This is a genomic window from Candidatus Methylarchaceae archaeon HK02M2 (genome assembly GCA_024256165.1).
In the GTDB taxonomy this organism is placed as follows: domain Archaea; phylum Thermoproteota; class Nitrososphaeria; order Nitrososphaerales; family JACAEJ01; genus HK02M2.
Map to the genome: position 1 here is coordinate 1 of JAKLZG010000068.1, position 17,133 is coordinate 17,133.

18 protein-coding genes are annotated in these 17,133 nt (G+C 36.3%); 11 read left to right on the forward strand and 7 right to left on the reverse strand.

What is annotated here, in order from left to right; translation table 11 throughout:
• The 5 genes from L6N96_05415 to L6N96_05435 form a co-directional block, all read left to right on the forward strand.
• Positions 1–184, forward strand: a 184-nt coding sequence (locus tag L6N96_05415; GenBank protein ID MCP8323598.1) for a hypothetical protein, incomplete at its 5' end; no start/stop codon positions are given.
• Between the two features lie 58 nt (positions 185–242).
• Complete coding sequence (locus L6N96_05420; protein MCP8323599.1) at positions 243–1,304, forward strand: hypothetical protein; 1,062 nt, start codon at positions 243–245, stop codon at positions 1,302–1,304.
• A gap of 164 nt (positions 1,305–1,468) precedes the next feature.
• Positions 1,469–1,864: a hypothetical protein gene (locus tag L6N96_05425; protein MCP8323600.1), complete on the forward strand. Its 396-nt coding sequence runs from the start codon at positions 1,469–1,471 to the stop codon at positions 1,862–1,864.
• Between the two features lie 3 nt (positions 1,865–1,867).
• On the forward strand, positions 1,868–3,163 hold the full coding sequence (locus L6N96_05430; GenBank protein MCP8323601.1) for a formylmethanofuran dehydrogenase subunit B: 1,296 nt from the start codon (positions 1,868–1,870) through the stop codon (positions 3,161–3,163).
• Positions 3,164–3,168: 5 nt separating this feature from the next.
• Entirely contained in the window at positions 3,169–4,890 is a 1,722-nt protein-coding gene (locus L6N96_05435; protein ID MCP8323602.1) for a formylmethanofuran dehydrogenase subunit A, read from the forward strand.
• A gap of 47 nt (positions 4,891–4,937) precedes the next feature.
• On the opposite strand, the gene L6N96_05440 is transcribed toward L6N96_05435, so the two are convergent.
• Both L6N96_05440 and L6N96_05445 read right to left on the reverse strand, forming a co-directional pair.
• Positions 4,938–5,663, reverse strand: coding sequence for a HisA/HisF-related TIM barrel protein (locus L6N96_05440; protein MCP8323603.1), 726 nt, complete (start codon positions 5,661–5,663; stop codon positions 4,938–4,940).
• Between the two features lie 202 nt (positions 5,664–5,865).
• A complete protein-coding gene (locus L6N96_05445; protein ID MCP8323604.1) occupies positions 5,866–6,279 on the reverse strand; it encodes a hypothetical protein in 414 nt (137 codons plus the stop codon).
• 1,097 nt (positions 6,280–7,376) lie between these two features.
• Here L6N96_05445 and L6N96_05450 point away from each other — a divergent pair.
• From L6N96_05450 to L6N96_05470, 5 genes are all read left to right on the forward strand, one after another.
• The gene (locus L6N96_05450; protein ID MCP8323605.1) at positions 7,377–8,000 is read left to right on the forward strand and encodes a DUF116 domain-containing protein; all 624 of its coding nucleotides are present in this window, start codon (positions 7,377–7,379) and stop codon (positions 7,998–8,000) included.
• Between the two features lie 149 nt (positions 8,001–8,149).
• Positions 8,150–9,376 (forward strand): ATP-grasp domain-containing protein, encoded by a 1,227-nt coding sequence (locus tag L6N96_05455; protein MCP8323606.1) that lies wholly within the window; start codon positions 8,150–8,152, stop codon positions 9,374–9,376.
• Positions 9,377–10,450: a hypothetical protein gene (locus L6N96_05460; protein ID MCP8323607.1), complete on the forward strand. Its 1,074-nt coding sequence runs from the start codon at positions 9,377–9,379 to the stop codon at positions 10,448–10,450. It begins immediately after the preceding gene.
• Positions 10,451–10,467: 17 nt separating this feature from the next.
• Complete coding sequence (locus L6N96_05465; protein ID MCP8323608.1) at positions 10,468–11,100, forward strand: hypothetical protein; 633 nt, start codon at positions 10,468–10,470, stop codon at positions 11,098–11,100.
• 15 nt (positions 11,101–11,115) lie between these two features.
• Positions 11,116–11,958 (forward strand): coenzyme F420-0:L-glutamate ligase, encoded by an 843-nt coding sequence (locus L6N96_05470; protein MCP8323609.1) that lies wholly within the window; start codon positions 11,116–11,118, stop codon positions 11,956–11,958.
• A 20-nt stretch (positions 11,959–11,978) separates the two neighbouring features.
• On the opposite strand, the gene L6N96_05475 is transcribed toward L6N96_05470, so the two are convergent.
• The 4 genes from L6N96_05475 to mptA all read right to left on the reverse strand — a co-directional run bounded on the left by L6N96_05475 (position 11,979) and on the right by mptA (position 15,419).
• On the reverse strand, positions 11,979–12,701 hold the full coding sequence (locus L6N96_05475) for a (5-formylfuran-3-yl)methyl phosphate synthase (GenBank protein MCP8323610.1): 723 nt from the start codon (positions 12,699–12,701) through the stop codon (positions 11,979–11,981).
• A gap of 67 nt (positions 12,702–12,768) precedes the next feature.
• Positions 12,769–13,998 (reverse strand): cation:proton antiporter, encoded by a 1,230-nt coding sequence (locus L6N96_05480; GenBank protein ID MCP8323611.1) that lies wholly within the window; start codon positions 13,996–13,998, stop codon positions 12,769–12,771.
• A gap of 59 nt (positions 13,999–14,057) precedes the next feature.
• The gene (locus L6N96_05485; protein ID MCP8323612.1) at positions 14,058–14,453 is read right to left on the reverse strand and encodes a dihydroneopterin aldolase family protein; all 396 of its coding nucleotides are present in this window, start codon (positions 14,451–14,453) and stop codon (positions 14,058–14,060) included.
• Between the two features lie 3 nt (positions 14,454–14,456).
• The gene (gene mptA, locus L6N96_05490) at positions 14,457–15,419 is read right to left on the reverse strand and encodes a GTP cyclohydrolase MptA (protein MCP8323613.1); all 963 of its coding nucleotides are present in this window, start codon (positions 15,417–15,419) and stop codon (positions 14,457–14,459) included.
• Between the two features lie 207 nt (positions 15,420–15,626).
• On the opposite strand from mptA, the gene L6N96_05495 reads away from it, so the two are divergent.
• A complete protein-coding gene (locus L6N96_05495; GenBank protein MCP8323614.1) occupies positions 15,627–16,469 on the forward strand; it encodes a F420-dependent methylenetetrahydromethanopterin dehydrogenase in 843 nt (280 codons plus the stop codon).
• A 240-nt stretch (positions 16,470–16,709) separates the two neighbouring features.
• Here L6N96_05495 and L6N96_05500 read toward each other — a convergent pair whose 3' ends face one another.
• Positions 16,710–17,027 carry a GYD domain-containing protein gene (locus L6N96_05500; protein MCP8323615.1) on the reverse strand — a complete coding sequence of 106 codons (318 nt, stop codon included), beginning with the start codon at positions 17,025–17,027 and terminating at the stop codon, positions 16,710–16,712.
• Positions 17,028–17,133 lie beyond the last annotated feature (106 nt).

Genomic DNA, 17,133 nt, shown 5'->3' on the forward strand with positions numbered 1-17,133 from the left:
AAATAAGGTTAATGACTTAAAAGAGATAGCATCATTTAGGGGGCGATTCTGTGAGCAAGCAAAGAATGGAGAGACTGTGATTGCCCAAGGTAAAATTGAGAGAGTAATTAATACCTATGAAGATCACCACCGCATACTTTTGGGAAATAAACTGACAGACTTCATGATAGCCAATATTTCATAATCTTTTATACAACGATTCGAATAAATAGTTACTATTACTTACTTCAAAAATAATTAAAATGATTAAACGAAAGTTCAAAGATAAGGACTTCATACAAAGTCTTGAAGGCCTCTTCTTTTGTGTTGTCGGATATTTGCATCCAGATGACAAGATACTGTCTTACATCAGGTATATGCCCAATACTTCTGGTGAATGGGGTAACATTTCAGCAAAGTATTCTCGTACAATGCCCTCGTATACTATACCTTATCTAATTAAAAATATTAATATATTGAGAAAAGATTATCCAGATTACATTTTCTATTCCGACATCTTTAATACTTGGATGTCTGCTGTGCCCCACAAAAGGATAATGAAGTATTTTTGTCCCGAGCAAAGACTTGAACAGATATTTAAACTTGAAAAACCTGATCTTCTTCAAAACAAAGCGATTAAACTAGTCACCCTAATTTCAGAAAAAAGCGGTACACCTGTGAGCTCTATCGGTGTGACAGGATCGATCCTAATAGATATCCATAGATTAGAATGTTCAGATATAGACCTTACAGTTTATGGAAGAAAAAATTCTTTAAAGATTAAAGAGACACTTTTATCTTTATACGAAGAGAAAGAGAAAGATATCAGTAAGCTTCATGGAGATTCTTTGAATAGATGGTGTAAAGAGAAGGTTGAAGATTATCCACTAACCTTGGATGAAGCCAAAAAGTTATATGATAGGAAGTGGAATTATGGTTTATTTGAAAGAACGAATTTCTCAATACATCCAGTAAAACTCGATTCAGAAATTACAGAACAATATGGGGATAAAATTTTCACTCCTGTATGTGTGATAAAGATAAAGGCAACGATCTCTGAAATATCAGACTCTCTCTTTCTTCCTCATACTTATTCAGTACAAAAGGTAATTGTAGAAGAGGGCCCTGAATTACATGATATAAGAGAGGTTACTGTATATGAAGGTGTATACAGTGGAATTTTTGAGATAGGGGAGGAAATAATCGTGAGAGGAAAATTGGAGAAGGTAGTCGATAAAAGATCTCAAGAAGTATATTATCGTGTTTTGGTAGGCTCTCTCTCTGGAAAAGGAGTGGAGTATATTAAACCGATTAACCATCAATAAAAGACAAAATTAATGAATAAATATCAATAAATATCAATAAATAAAGTTAACTACATGAGTAATCATCAAAAAATCAGTAATTTTTACTATAATATCTATAAAAAATTGAAATATCTAATAGAGAAAAATAGTTAAATGGTTAAGAACTAGATTTTTTGAAAATTATGAGGGGATTTAAGGCTACATTATTGACTGGCAGGAGCTTAAAACAAGGTATGGGAAAGGAAGTCAGTAAGACTTCTGATAGATATAAGGAAAGTGTTTCCATCTGTGAAGTTCATCCTAATGATATGGAGAATGCAGGTCTAAAAGAAGGAGATCTTATACGTGTTACAACAAAGTTCGGTAGCATTGTTGTTAAATGTGTTCCATCAGATCATATTCCAAAGCCTGGCATAATCTTTATTCCTTATGGACCTTATGCGAGTTCACTTATAGGCATAAGCACTGATAGTACAGGTATGCCAACATTTAAAGGAGCATCAGCTGAAGTCGAGGCAGCTCCAGAGGAAAAAGTTTTAGATATAAAGCAATTACTGACCAACCTAGTAGAGGAATAAAAAATGGCTGTAATAGAAGATGTAGTATGCCCGATATGTGGATGCGTATGTGATGATATTATCGTTACAGTTGAGGACAATAAAATAAAGAAAGTAAAAAATTCATGTTCAATCTCAGCTACTAAATTCTTAAACTTCCATAAACATAGGCTCCCATCACCTTTGATAAAGAAAGATGGAGATCAGATTCCTATTAGCCTAGAAGAAGCAGTAGAAAAGGTTGCCAAAATCTTAGTAAATGCAGAATACCCAGCTATTTACGGTTTGGCCTTGTCGAGTTGTGAAGCTCAAGGTTTAGGCGTAGAGTTAGCCGAAGAAATCGGTGGGGTCATCGATAATCAAACCGTAACATGCCACGGTCCTACTGCCTTAGGCTTACACGATGTAGGAATGCCTACTTGCACTCTTGGAGAAGTCAGACATAGGGCCGATTTGATCGTATACTGGGGATGCAACCCTGAAGAAGCTCATCCGAGACATCTAAAAAGATACAGCGTTTTATCAAAGGGAAGGTTTAGAAAAGAAAGAGAGGAGAGGAAGATGGTGATCATAGACGTAAGGAAGACAAAAAGTACTAAACAAGCAGATCTTTTCTTACAGATTGAACCTGGTCAGGACTTTGAACTTATGTCTGCATTACGTGTGATTTTAAACTTTGATGAGATCGAGGAAGAAAGCGTTGCTGGCTTGCCGATAGAGAAAGTCGAAGAATTTGCTGAATTATTGAGAAACTGTGAATTCGGGATCATATTCTTTGGACTAGGTCTCACTATGAGTCGAGGAAAGGAACGAAACATAGATGCAGCTGTTTCCTTAGTTCGTGATCTGAATAAATGGGCAAAATTCAGTATAATTCCTATGAGAGGACATTATAACGTAACTGGTATGAATGAAGTAACTGCTTGGCAGACAGGCTATGCTTATGCTGTAGATTTAAGCCATGGTTATCCATGGTATAACCCTGGAGAGACCTCATTTGTGGATATTTTACGAAGAGGGGAGTGTGATGCAGCACTTATAATCGCTTCTGACCCCGTTGCACATTTCCCAAAAGAAATAGCTCGAAACTTATGTAAAATACCTTTTGCTGTCATAGACCCCCATCCATCTATTAGCTCTCTTCTTGCAGATATTGTGATACCCTCCGCTTTTACAGGGATAGAAGCTGAAGGTTCAGCCTATAGAATGGATGCTGTTCCTTTGCGACTCAAAAAGGTCCTTGAGCCTCCACCAGGGATATACTCTGATGAAGAGATAATAAGTATGATATTGGAAAAGATAAGATCTATGAGGGGGTGATATAAATGGAATTATTAATAAAAAATGGAGTAGTTTACGATCCTATTAATAAGATCGATGGAGAAGTTATGGACATCGCTATTAAAGATAATAAGATAGTGGATATGGTCGATGAATCAAAGGCATACATGATAGATGCATCGAATAAGCTTGTAATGGCCGGAGGAGTTGATGTGCATACTCATATAGCAGGACCAAAGATGAATACCGGAAGAATACTGCGTCCGGAAGATCACTATGGGGATGTCGCACCCAAGACTCAAATAAAGCGTTCAGGAGGAGGTTATTCAACCCCATCAAGCTTTGTAATGGGATACAGATACGCTGAGATGGGCTACACTACTGCTATAGAACCTGCAAATTCACCCATAAAGATGTTGCATTGCCATCATGAATTCAGAGATATACCTATTCTCGATAAATCTTGTTTCGTACTCTTCGGAAATAATTGGTTTGTCTGGGAGTATTTGATGGAAAACAAACTTGATGAATGCGCAGCTTATGTCGCTTGGGTTCTTAATGCGACAAAGGGTTATGCAATAAAGATTGTAGACCCAGGAGCTGTTGAGGCTTGGAAATGGGGAGATGTGGAGTTTCTGGACATATTGTGGGGTAGACCACAAACAATGGATCAACAAGTCCCACGCTTTGGAATAACGTCTAGAGATATAATAAGAGGCTTATGTAAGGTAAATAAGCTCCTAAATCTGCCTCATCCAATACATGTCCATCCAAATGGTCTAGGTACACCTGGTAATTATCAGACAACAATAGAAACAATGGACTGTGTGAAGGATCTCGCTGATGGAGACAAGCCAATAATTCATATGACTCACGTTCAATTCAATGGATATGGTGGCTCAGACTGGGTAAATTTCAGATCTGGTGCCTATGAAATAATGAAGTATGTTAATGCCAATAAACATGTATCTATGGATCTAGGACAAGTTATTTTCACTAATACAACTACGATGACAGGTGATGGACCTTTCGAGTATCGACTTTATCGACTTACCAAAAATAAATGGACAAATGCTGATGTAGAAGTTGAGTCTGGCGCAGGTATTGTACCAATGCACTATAAAAGGAATAACTTCGTCCATGCAGTAATGTGGGCAATCGGTTTGGAATTAGCTTTATTTGCTAAAGATCCTTGGAGAGTCTTCATTACAACAGATCATCCAAATGGCGGGCCTTTCACCAACTATCCAAAATTACTATCTTGGCTGATGAGTAAAGAAGCTAGGCAAAGGATTATTAACAAAATCCCAAAAAGAGCAAAATCCAAAACTAACTTAGAAAGTATGGATCGTGAATATTCATTTTACGAGATAGCTACAACGACTAGGGCAGCAACCGCCAAGATACTAGGATTGAAGGATAAAGGACATCTTGGAGTCGGTGCAGATGCAGATATCTCCATATATGATATGGATCCTAAAGAGATAAATCCATCGAAGGATTACAAACAATTACGAAAAGCCTTCAGTAAGGCCATGTTTACCATCAAAGAAGGAGAAATAGTAGTAAAGGACGGAGAGACCGTCAAATCTATCGATGGAAGGGTATACTGGGTCAAGCCTAATGTACCTAGCGATCTAATGAATGCGATGGAGAGCGAATTGGCTGGTAAGTTTGATGACTACTATACGGTGTCGATGCAGAACTTTAAGATACCTGAAAGATACATTATGAGATCTACACCCATAGCCGCACACTACGGATAAACACATAGTTTAAGCATATTAGACTCTATTTGGGACTGTAAAATAGCTTATAGTCCCATAAGATCTTTCTTCGTTATCTTTGAAGTATGTAGAGCTGTAGAAACCAGTACACCAGATATACCACATTTCTGTAGTTCAATAATATCTTCGATACTATTAACACCACCTCCAAAAATAACGGGAACACTCACAGAATTCACGACTTTTTTTGATAACTCGATATTTACCCCTGATCCACTCCCTACTTTCGAGAGATCGAGAACGATAACTTCCTCTACACCTATCAATTCTAGTTTTTTTGTAAATGATTTGGGACTCAGTCTTGCTATGCTTTTACACTTCGAGAAGATTTTCTTATTCAAAATATCTATTGAAACTACAACATTTTCATATCCAGCGAATTCAAGAATATCTTTTAAATTCTCAATACTTTTCAGAGTTTCTGTTCCAACAACGATCTTTGAAATGCCAACTTGAAAAAGTTCTTTAACTTTTAATACATTATTAATACCTGAATCGACCATGACCTCTAAACCACCTAATTCAGAGATCTGACGCAGAATCTCGATATTCTGACTACGTCCTAAAATGCTGTCTAAATCTGCGATATACAATTCATTAAAACCAAAATTCGACTTTAGAGCGAGAGCTAAATCCATCGGAGAAGAAGTTTTACATAAAAAGCTCTTTAATGGTCGATATTTTTCTCTTTTACCATACTCGGCATGAACTACTAATTTACCCATTATGTCAATAACAGGAATTACTCTCATTTTGTAAGTTCTTTTTACTAGTAAACCTTTATTTATGCTGTGTTTTTGCGATATGAATACGATGTTAGATTGATTCAGGGGAATCCGATTGACCTCAAGCTTTTACTACTTTCATGAATTATCTTTTATCTCAATCTATTAGCATATTATCGGAAGTTTTTTTACGGGAATCACTTAAAATGTTTGGATTCAGATGGTTGCGTTAGAGTTCCCTTAAATTATCCATCTTCTGTTGAGCTTTTTTAAGGTCTTGTAGGAATCGGTTAAGCTCAGAGGGGGCAAAGAATTTTTGTGGTGTCGTTATGGTGACCAAGGCTAGTTCACCAGTACTCAGTAGCTGTATGTCATACAGTTCTCTTTTCTCAATTATCTTTACATCCGATGCCGATGCAGTATCGTGACTGGTTACGTGAGCTTTCGTCTTTGTCTTTTCATAATGCTTCTTGCCCAGATCTTTAGCTACTTCTACGGCTTCTATAAACTTCGCAAATTCAGAGGGATCGAAATCTCCTGCTGGAATATCAATGATAAAATGTTGACCTCTCTCTCCTACCTTGATTTGAGCTAGGAGGGCATTGACGCAGCGTACTTCAATCACCCACTGTAGTTCAGCCATATCTATCCTCTCAGGTAAAATTATCTTTGTATTAAAGACTTTAAAGAGTATAATTTAAAGCATGTACGTCATTATTGCCTAGAAGATAGCAACAGATACTTAGTAGTTCCTGAATTTTTTGTTGCTCAATTTGGTCTAAAAACAAGTGAGTTTTTAGACTGTGTGGCGTAACGTAAAGGGATTCGAACAAATTTATAATAACTATTGCGCCCAAGAGTCATAGGATTGTGAGTTGGCCTTTTCTTATAACAAATTTTCGATTGTTTTAAAAAGGCAGTGGGAGAACATATTGTAGGTGTCTAGATGCGCCTTGGGAATGTTGGAAAACTTATCATAAGTATCGTGCTGTGTGAGTTAGCGGGTGTTGTTGGTTCAGTATTTACATCTCCGTCGATTCCTACTTGGTATGCTTCGCTTCAGAAGCCGAGTTTTAATCCGCCAAACTGGCTTTTTGCCCCTGTCTGGCTAATTCTCTTTGGTCTCATGGGCGTCTCAGCGTATTTAATATGGATTAAGGGGCTAGAATCCAAAGGGGTAAAAGCAGCGATTTTTATTTTTATAATTCAGCTAGTGTTAAACATGTTGTGGTCAATCATTTTCTTTGGGCTACATTCAATATTTTACGGTTTTGTTATTATAATTGTGCTTTGGATTACAATTGCTTTGACAATAATTGCGTTTGTTAGGATCTCCAAAAAGGCGGGAGCCCTGCTACTTCCATATATACTTTGGGTCAGTTTTGCGTTGGTTCTCAATTATTATATTTGGCTACTTAACCCGTAAAATTGACACATCATTTGTGAATGAAAGAGGTTAAACATCAATTTAATGAAGATAGCTCATCTAAAGGAAAATAAGAAATATGGGGGTTTTTTGTGCGAGCCAGATATAAGACAAAGTGCTCAGAATGTGAGGGTGACATTAAGGTAGGTCAGGAGATAGTCAAGTACAAGGAGAGATGGATCCACAAGAAATGCATGCCTGAGGAAGAAATATTTCCTTAGTCTTTGTTTATTTTTACAGTATAAACTTTTATTTATGTGGATTTTTTAAATTGCTGACGCATTATAATATTGTTTGACAAGGGATAACTAAGTATGCCATATAAGTTTACATTCGATTTATCACACTTATCTCAATCATTTTTTCAAGAACTTGCTAAATTTTCCAATAAAAGAAAATTACATAGAGAAATTGGAGAAAAAGTACAATATTTGGTTGAGAAATTTCGAATTGGAGAGATGACTGGGTTAAATATCTCTGACGCTTTAATAATTGTCGGAGACTTGATAGATGTTTATATAAATAATCTTACTGAAAAAGAGAGGTTTTTAAAAACTAGTAAAAGGGCTATTTTCTTACCTCATTGTTCAAGAAAATTTATGGATAATAGATGTCAAGCTCGTTTCAACCCTGAAGTTCCATCTTTTTTTTGTGCTCATTGTTCTTATGATTGTCTTGTTAATCAAGCAACAATTTTAGCAGAAAAAAGAGGTTATGACGTTTATGTCATACCAGGAAGCTCTTGTATCCCCAAACTACTTAAAAAAAATTATGAAGGAATTATCGGAGTTGCTTGTTGTGAAGAACTTAAATTGGGTATGGAATATCTCAAAAAGGTAAATCTAGTTGGACAAGGAATTTTTCTTACAAAAAATGGTTGTGCTAATACAAGATTCAGTCTTGAGAGTTTGGAAAAAATTTGTGAACCATTGAAGTAATTTAATCAATACTATAGTTGCAAGTATTGGTAAAAATTCCATCTATAATAATAAGGAACACAATTTCTCTCATTTAAGAAGGATATAACCTGAACTGTTTAGATAAATGATAACCCTCATTTACCAGAACAATTTAATAAAAATACAATTTGAAGATTGCTGTTGTAGAGTATCTGTCTGGCGGTGGTTTATCAGAAAGAACATTGTCCTCAAGCGTATTAAGTGAAGGCTATAGCATGCTTCACTCAGTTTTAAGAGATTTTAAAGAAGCAGGCTATTGCACCTCTACCTTATTAGACTCAAGGCTTGCTAAATTTCAACCTCCTTTGAAAGCAGATAGGATTTACGTAACAGATTCTTATAGAGAATTTAAAATCAAATTTAAAGATTTGTTAAAAGATAGTGATGCTTCATTCTTGATAGCGCCAGAATCAGATTGCATACTCATTGATCTTTTAAGATTAAGCGAAGAGATAGGCGTTGCATCAATAAATTGCACAATACCTTCGATTGTAAGTGTAAGTAACAAATTGAGACTTTATAAAAAATTGGAAGATAGGGGGTTTATAGTACCGGAGACTAGATGTGTTAAAATTGATGAAGGATTAGAAAAAGCTCAAAAAATCGTTGAAGAGATGGATTTCCCTCTCGTTATAAAGCCTATAGAGAGCATCGGTTGTTGTGGATTAAGCATCTTGTATGATGTTTTCCATTTGCCAAAGGCAATAAACAAGATAATGATGGAAGCTGGTATTCGTACATACCTAATACAAAAGTTGGTAAGGGGCGTCCATGCAAGCGTCAGTCTAATTTCAAATAAAGGGAAAGCAGTACCTCTCACTTTGAATCTTCAGATGATTGCCCTTAATCGACCTAGAAAAATCTCAGAATATATTGGTGGTTTAGTTCCTTTGGATCACACATTGAAAGAAGTTGCATTATATACAGCAAAAAGGGCTGTAGAACTTTTCAGAGGATTGAGAGGTTATGTAGGAGTGGATATTGTCTTATCAAAGAGTGGACCTGTATTGATCGAAATTAACCCCCGTCTGACAGTATCTTATCTGGGTTTAAGGGAGGTATCTAATCTGAACGTAGCTAAAATGATGGTTGAGGCTTCTCTTGAAAATAGGTTGCCAGGAGATTTCAACACTTCTGGATGCGCTCTCTTCTCAAAACAGATTCTACCATTAATCAATAAAGATTTGCTTAAAGAAACTTACAAGATGAAAGAAGTTTTAGCACCTCCGTTTCCTATCAATAATAATAACTATGCATTTTACATTACAAAAGGAAGGGACATTAAAGAAGCCAAAATTAAATTTACACAAGTAAAAAACCGTCTTCGAAGAATAGTTGAATCAGATGTGAAGTAAATGCAGATCATTGGATGGGATATTGGTGGAGCAAATATTAAAGCTACATTAATGGAGATTCGGGAGAAGAAAGCATATGTTCTTAAAACAATTAGACATTATTTTCCATTGTGGATTAAGGGTAAAGAGAAGCTACCCTTTACGTTAAAGAAGTTGAAAACTAAGTTAGTTAGAGACTCCCACGTTGATTTTATTGGTGTGACTATGACTGCTGAGCTTTCTGATATCTATATAACAAAAAAAGATGGTGTTAGCCATATACTAGATTGTATTGAAGAAGTCTTCCCTGAAGAATTGATATTTGTGCTAGATGTCAACGCTCATCTTTTAACTATTGAAAAAGCCAAAGAAGAACATTTGAAGGTAGCCAGCGCAAACTGGGCTGGTACAGCTTGGATGGTTTCTAAATTGGTAAAAGACTGTATTCTTTTAGATGTTGGTAGTACTACCACCGACATAATCCCTATCATTAACGGAGAAGTTATGGCGATAGGAAAAACCGATTTGGATAGACTTGCAACTGGGGAACTTGTATATAGCGGTGCACTTAGGACAAATGTCGCAACTATCGTTGAGAAGATTCTAGTAAAAGGGCTTAAAACAAGGGTATCCTCAGAGCTTTTCGCGCTCTCTGGAGATGTACACCTTATTCTTGGGAACTTAAAACAAGACGATTATATAACTGAAACAGCAGACGGTAGGGGAAAGACTCGGGGCGAAGCTCTTTCTAGATTATCAAGATTGGTATGTGCAGATACATACATGCTAAAAGAGGATGATATATTTTCCATTGCCGATTATGTACATAGAAAACAATTGGACAAAATAGCAGATGGACTTACACAGGTGTATGATTCGATAAAACCCTTAATTAAGAATAATATATCTCTTGTCATAACCGGGATTGGGAGAGACTTTCTGGGCAGAAGATTAGGAGAAAAGTTAGGGTTTAAGAATATTATTGACCTAGCACAGATTATAGGTAAAGATGCATCTATCGTTACCCCTTCTGTAGCTGTAGCATCGATAGTAGCTTATAATCAAGGAGCAAAAGAGATAGAATGGTCTCAATAATAAAAATAGGGGGTAGCTTGGCTAAAAACCAATGCAGTCTAGTTCGGTTATGCCAAAAATTAAGTCTCATCTCCAAAAAACATGATATAATTATTGTTCCTGGAGGGGGAGATTTTGCAGATACTGTGAGGTATTTCTATAATAAATTTAAACTGTCAGATGATATCGCTCATAAAATGAGCATCTTAGCAATGGATCAATACGGATTGCTTCTAAAGGATATCATAAGAGAAGCTATTCTGATTTATAGTTTTGATGAAGCTTTAGAATATAAAAAAGGATTGGCCATCATTCTCCCATCAAAGATCATGTTTTCCTTAGGTTCTATAGAACATTCATGGAATGTAACTTCAGATTCTATTTCAGCTATGATAGCTTCATCATTAAAGGCTGAAAAATTCCTTTTAGTAAAGGATGTTGACGGAATCTTCACAGCAGACCCTAAAAAAAAATGCAGAGCAAAGATTTTCAAAAGGATTTCTGCAGAGAAATTATTAAATGAAAATATGGAAAGTTGTGTAGATAGATTTCTTCCAAAAATTCTCATTGAAAATCAACTTGTATGTTATGTAGTAAATGGAAATCATCCTGTAAGAATTGAGAGCGTATTAGATGGTAGAAAAGATCTTTACACAAAAATAATTCCGTAGGAGGTGCACCATTTTATGCGCTATATAGCGATACCAATAAAAACAAAATATTGGAAACCCGGCGACGATTATATTGACATCATAACAAACTCAATAATCGATAAGATTGAAGATGGGGATATTTTAACATTATCTGAGAAGGCAATATCCGTTGCAAAAGGAAGTTTGATCGATGAAAGCAAAATTAAACCAAGTTTGCTCGCTAAATTCCTATCCCATTTTTGGATGAGATACATATGGGGATACATATTAGCAAAAATATGCCATTTAAAGTTAAAGAATGTCTATCGTCTTCGGAGGTATCCTAAAAAGGAAGGGGCGGCACATAAGCAAGTGGCACTTATGTACGCGGGATTTTTACAATCTTTAAGGCATGGATCAGAAGGAGGGATAGATGTAAGCAACCTCCCTTTTTCCTATGCATGCTTGCCTCTAGAAGACCCCTATTTAGAATTAGAGAAAATTGAATTTCAAATTCAGAGAATTACGGGAAAAAAGGTAAGTATAATGATTGTCGATACAGATATGACTTATTCTTGGTATAATTTGCACTTCACACCTCTCCCAAGACCGATGAAAGGCATTATTTCCAAAGGAGCTTTTATTAACTATATTATTGGGAGAAGCCTAAGGCTCAAGTATAGGGCAACACCCTTAGCTGTTAGCTCCAATATGGACCTAGATGAAGCATTAGATATCTCACAAATTGCCCATAAAGTAAGGAGATCGGGGGCAGGGAGGACAGCATGGGATGTTGCAGAAAAGTTTGGTGTGGACCTTACGAAGGTTACTTGGGGGATGCTAGATAGAGTCGAGCATCGTCCAATCGTTTTAATCCGTCCAAGCAAAGAAGATTAGTTTATTAATATTTTAGTAACTTAAAGCAACTTCATTATTTTTAAAAAGTCAGAAACGAGAACTTCCTGAACTTTTCCAATATGGAAATTGTGATTGTTACAAACCGCCCTCCTTACACCAATAATATCGGCGCCCAGTTCTTGAATTTGAACTATGTTCTCCTTGCCCAATTTTCCAGCCAATGCAGCTATCAGACCAAGTTTATGTGATTCATTGACAAAAAGGCGTATTTGAGATGGATTAAGAAAGTTAAATAGATTTGATTCTCCTTTATTTTTAACGTCAATCAACACTCCTTCTGCTCCAGCTTTAAATGCTATACTTGGCAGTAGTAGAGGATCTATTCCACCGAATTCCACATAATCGGCATAGCTTGCGGCAACTACCTTCACTCTAGAGCTAAAACCCTTAACAGACTTGACTACGTTACTCATCATATAAAGTGCCTCATCAAAAGACTTCGGTCCAAATAAACCGATTTTAATATAATCTGCGCCTGAAAATGCAGCTCCCAATGCTGCAAGAGAGGCCGTTCCTGGAAGGTTTGGCATATCTCCTATCGTTGCACTTATCTGAGCTCTCTGCCCAATGATATTTTTTACTTTTGCTATTATCCAAGGGAAGTTCGCACCTAACGCACCTTCTTTTGGATTTTTTACATCTATGATATCTGCTCCTCCTTTAATTGCATCTATGGCCTCGTCAACTTCATTTATACTGACCAACAGCTTCAAGGCATTCATGTTGGCTCTCACCATCTATTCAGAAAATTAGTTGTATTTGATTATTTTTATTCTAAACTATATTAAATCATAGAATCTCTTCAGGTTTCTGAATTCTGCTTTCACGATAGTAACGGGCTTTCAGAAAGTATATACCTACTGTGCAAATTAATACAGTAGATACGATGACTGTAAGTACTATTTCTCTAAAAAGTATAGCATTTTCTATTCCAGATTCTACAAGTAATTCTACAAGTACAGCCGCGGCCAAACCGCGTGGTAACATGACTGTTAAGACGCTTCTATCTATCTTTAAAATAGGTGCTTTGATGGTAGTAAACAAAACAGCTCCATACCTAATTAAGAGCAAAAGAAATGAAATAGCTACGCCCACTAAAATAAGGTATAAGTTATTGAATAAAAGAATAATGCCCATATATGTGAAGAAGAAAGTCCGAATAACAAATGAGATCTCCGAGTGAAATCTTTTCATCATCTTATTGGTTTCAACTCGATGGCCAATATGAATCGTCTCCGAAATTTTAATCTCGTTCCCGAGAACAAGTCCAAAGACCAAAGCAGATATAGCTCCAGTACCACCTATTTCTTCAGCAAATCCATAAATCAATAGAGCTAAGGCGAGAGTAAGAATATCTCCATATGGCTCATCTGTAAAACTACTTAAAACTCTCTGCCACAATATCCCTCCGATAAAGCCAACTACGATTCCAATAGAAAGGCCCGAAGCTATGCCTCTTATTATTAAGTTGAATCCATCTTCAGTTTGACTTGGAAATGTCATGAGCTGTAGAATGGCTATAGCTACAACTATACATATCGCATCTGTAAATGTGGATTCTAGGCTAAGTAAGGTTGAGACCTTTTGGCTAACGTTAATCCTAAATGCAAGCGGAATTACGATAGCTGAGCTTGAACCGCCTATAATGGCACCTAAAAGTAAACCATGCATAAGTTCCCACTCAAAAACCAAAACTGTAAAAATAGATGTAGCTATTATTGATGTTAAAATACTCAAAGAGGCAAGAACAATTGCCCTGGGGCTCTCCTTTAGAACACCATACAAATTTAGATTTAAACCACCATCAAAGAGAATAACTGCGATAGCTAAAGGAGTGAAAATTGGTGCGACACCTTCAAAACCTGATCTATCTATCAAGTTGAGAACCGGTCCAACTAGAAAGCCAATTAAGATCAATATTATGACATCTGGTATCCCTGTCCTCTTAAAGAAGTAGTTACCTAAAAAGCCGATTATAACTATTGTACTGGCAATAATGAAGGCTAATGGGGCATCCATAGCTTTTACAAAAAGTCTAAAAGCAATCTATTTCCTATTATACTTTCCTAAATATGTGTCTAAACTTCTTCCAATTTCTCTATATACATAAGCGTAAAATCTATCTTAGGAATGTATCTCATTCTTACAGTTGCCTTAGCACTACCATATCTTGTCTTCACCCTTAAATCTAAATGCTTGCCTTTAAGAGTCTCATAATCATATGGATGTTTTTTCTGTCCTTTTATTAGATCAGTATTTATCTTAACTTCTACGCTTTCTCTATAAGGTTGTAATCGCATAGTCTTGCCGATAGTCTCTTCTAGGGCTCCTATAACCTTCTTATCTTTACAGATAGGTGTGCCAACAAATTGATGGTATATCGCGCCTAGGGCTATCGCTCCCTCGAATATTGCCCTCTCCCTATCAGTAATGCTCTTATCGAAATATCTATTGGCAGATTCCTCGGTGGTCATAGATTAACACTTAGTCTCAATATTTGAATTTAGTTCATTTCTTATCTCGCCCAAAGTTGTTTTCCTCTTAGCGACCATATCATGTTGATGTATGCTTTCCATACTCCTTACCTTAAACATCAGATATGTACTATCGGGAAAGTCAGGAAAATCCCTTATAACATAATACATCATATAACGGACGCAATCTTCAACGAACCTTAAATTAAATGCTGCGCGAAGTACTAACTCAGCCTCATCCGATCTTTTTAAAATTTCAAAAGTCGATGAACTCATAGAATCAGTAATTATCTGAACCAACCGTATGGCATCCATCTCAACTCCATCGGGTATTTCTATAATAATCGAACTTTGGGCACGTTGCATATGAGTTGCCATAGGGATTTTATTCATAATCTTCCTTACTTTATTTGTCGTTATACCAAGTTTCTCAATCTCTTTTTCTGAAATCTTTTTTAAAACCTCTTTGACACAAGGACAAGCAGTTATGCCTGTCAAACCAATACCGATCATTCTTTTCGCACTGATAGAACCATCTGCTCTTCTTTTTGCATAAGCTTTCGCCATCATCTTAAAGGGTTCGTAACTCAGAATCCTCGTCTTTGGAGTCTCTCGTTCGAAGATGGCTTCTCCGTGTGCTTTTACTTCAGATCGAGTTGCATACTCATGTTTCTCAAGCAGTTCCTTTGATATAGCAACAGAAACATCTTCAAGTTTATACATCTTGCCAACATATTTACTTAAGACATCTGTAATTACCTCATAATTTCTGGACGTGTGTATCCCTTTCTGACTAGAGGGTAAGTCAATAAAGACATCAAATGTTGGAACTACAATCACAGGTTTGTTCTTAAGTGAAATATAACCTATAGGCATCTTTAGCCCGACAATCCCGACCTTATTTAAAGAGAGGTTGATTTCAGGGTATTTACCATGTATATCTGGCAACTCTTTTTTCGAAATCACATGAGATTCCTTCCTTTTAAAACTCCTTTTTTCTAACAACTATATGTATATTGCTAAATAACTCAAGTAAGTAAATATTTAATCACGAAGATTTTATCTTTCACTCGAAATTGAGATTTAATATATTGGACCTTAAATACGAACAAGCTTTTATGTATACATAAGGCTTATCAATATCGTAACTTTTCATTAATTGTTGGCAATGGAGTGAAAGATAGGTTGGTCGTAAAGATTGGATTTGTAAAAATAGGCAATATAGGTTCTGCACCTATGATCGAACTACTACTTGATGAGAGAGCAGAGAGAGAGGATATTGATGTACGAGTTATAACTACTGGCGCAAAGATGGATGTTGAACAAGCGATAGAAATCACCAAAAATATGGTTGACTACAAACCAGACTTTGTTGTTTCAACTAGCCCAAATGCTGCTCTTCCAGGTCCAGGTAAAATTCGAGAAGTGCTAAAAGAAGCAGGGATTCCCGCAATAATCATTTCAGATAGTCCTGCTAAAAAAGCGACAAAAGAGATAGAAGAATTGGGTCAAGGATATATGATAGTTTTGGCCGATTCGATGATTGGTGCCAGGAGAGAGTTCTTAGACCCTATTGAGATGGCTCTATTCAATGCGGACCTAATAAAAATATTGTCAGTAACAGGGGTCTTCAATATTCTATGTTCAGAGATGGACAAGATTATAGATGCTTATAAGAAGGGCGAGACACCCAATTTACCAAAGATGATAATAGACAAAGATATAGCAATATCAGCTTCTGGGCTTCAAAATCCTTATGCAAAAGTGAAGGCTATGGCTGCATACGAGATAGCTAGAAGAGTTGCTGATTTAAGCGTTGAAGGATGCTTTATGGTGAAAGAATGGGAAAGGTACACCGCACTAGTCGCTGCTTCCCATGAGATGATGCGTACTGCTGCATTATTAGCTGATGAAGCACGCGAGATTGAAAAGAATAATGATAGTGTTCTTCGTATGCCTCACTATGATGATGGGACGATAATGCAGAAAAGGAAGTTAATCGAGAAGCCAAAATAGATCAATGATAAGTTTCAATAAATAACAGAACATTTAGCTAAATAATAGAGGTCTGAAAATAGACCTTTAGTAATGTATCCTATCAGCATAGACTACCAAATTTTAATGCCAGATCTGTCTTCCAAACCTATTGGGACCCTGTTAAGTTCTTAAGGGACTTAAGCCTTAAGGGTCCCTACACCTTTTTTAGAAAAAAAGGAAGGTGGGGGGTTTTATTTGACTTTAATTTGTTTTTTTGGCTTATTTCAGCATCTTCATTGCTTCTTCCATGCTTGTTGCCGATTTTATTTCAGTCGTCATATATGAAGACGATTTTGTAATCTCTTCCCATTCCATTTCGAATTTTTGCAAAGCCTCAAAACTAGGGGCTTCATAGACTATGAATGTTAGGTGTTCCGTAAATACAGACCAGCCTCCAATCATTTTGACTCCGTGTTTCTTTAACAATCCCTCTAGTTGGTTTATACCCGGCAGCAACATTTTTTTGACTTTTTCGTTGTATACAGGGCAGTTCTCAGGTGAATGTCTAGAGATCTCCAAGAATGTAGGTATATTCATCACTCTCCAAATTTTTTCCATATAGGTTACTCATGATTTAAGTTTTCTTTGCTAGCTTATGGTATATAGTGCTAATATTTAATTATCACAATATCCTTTATCTTAT

Excerpts from the sequence above, each read along its gene's own strand:
- L6N96_05420 (MCP8323599.1), top strand. The coding sequence starts at position 243 with ATGATTAAACGAAAGTTCAAAGATAAGGACTTCATACAAAGTCTTGAA.
- L6N96_05425 (MCP8323600.1), top strand. The coding sequence starts at position 1,469 with ATGAGGGGATTTAAGGCTACATTATTGACTGGCAGGAGCTTAAAACAA.
- L6N96_05430 (MCP8323601.1), top strand. The coding sequence starts at position 1,868 with ATGGCTGTAATAGAAGATGTAGTATGCCCGATATGTGGATGCGTATGT.
- L6N96_05435 (MCP8323602.1), top strand. The coding sequence starts at position 3,169 with ATGGAATTATTAATAAAAAATGGAGTAGTTTACGATCCTATTAATAAG.
- L6N96_05440 (MCP8323603.1), bottom strand. The coding sequence starts at position 5,663 with ATGAGAGTAATTCCTGTTATTGACATAATGGGTAAATTAGTAGTTCAT.
- L6N96_05445 (MCP8323604.1), bottom strand. The coding sequence starts at position 6,279 with ATGGCTGAACTACAGTGGGTGATTGAAGTACGCTGCGTCAATGCCCTC.
- L6N96_05450 (MCP8323605.1), top strand. The coding sequence starts at position 7,377 with ATGCCATATAAGTTTACATTCGATTTATCACACTTATCTCAATCATTT.
- L6N96_05460 (MCP8323607.1), top strand. The coding sequence starts at position 9,377 with ATGCAGATCATTGGATGGGATATTGGTGGAGCAAATATTAAAGCTACA.
- L6N96_05470 (MCP8323609.1), top strand. The coding sequence starts at position 11,116 with ATGCGCTATATAGCGATACCAATAAAAACAAAATATTGGAAACCCGGC.
- L6N96_05475 (MCP8323610.1), bottom strand. The coding sequence starts at position 12,701 with ATGAATGCCTTGAAGCTGTTGGTCAGTATAAATGAAGTTGACGAGGCC.
- L6N96_05480 (MCP8323611.1), bottom strand. The coding sequence starts at position 13,998 with ATGGATGCCCCATTAGCCTTCATTATTGCCAGTACAATAGTTATAATC.
- L6N96_05485 (MCP8323612.1), bottom strand. The coding sequence starts at position 14,453 with ATGACCACCGAGGAATCTGCCAATAGATATTTCGATAAGAGCATTACT.
- L6N96_05500 (MCP8323615.1), bottom strand. The coding sequence starts at position 17,027 with ATGAATATACCTACATTCTTGGAGATCTCTAGACATTCACCTGAGAAC.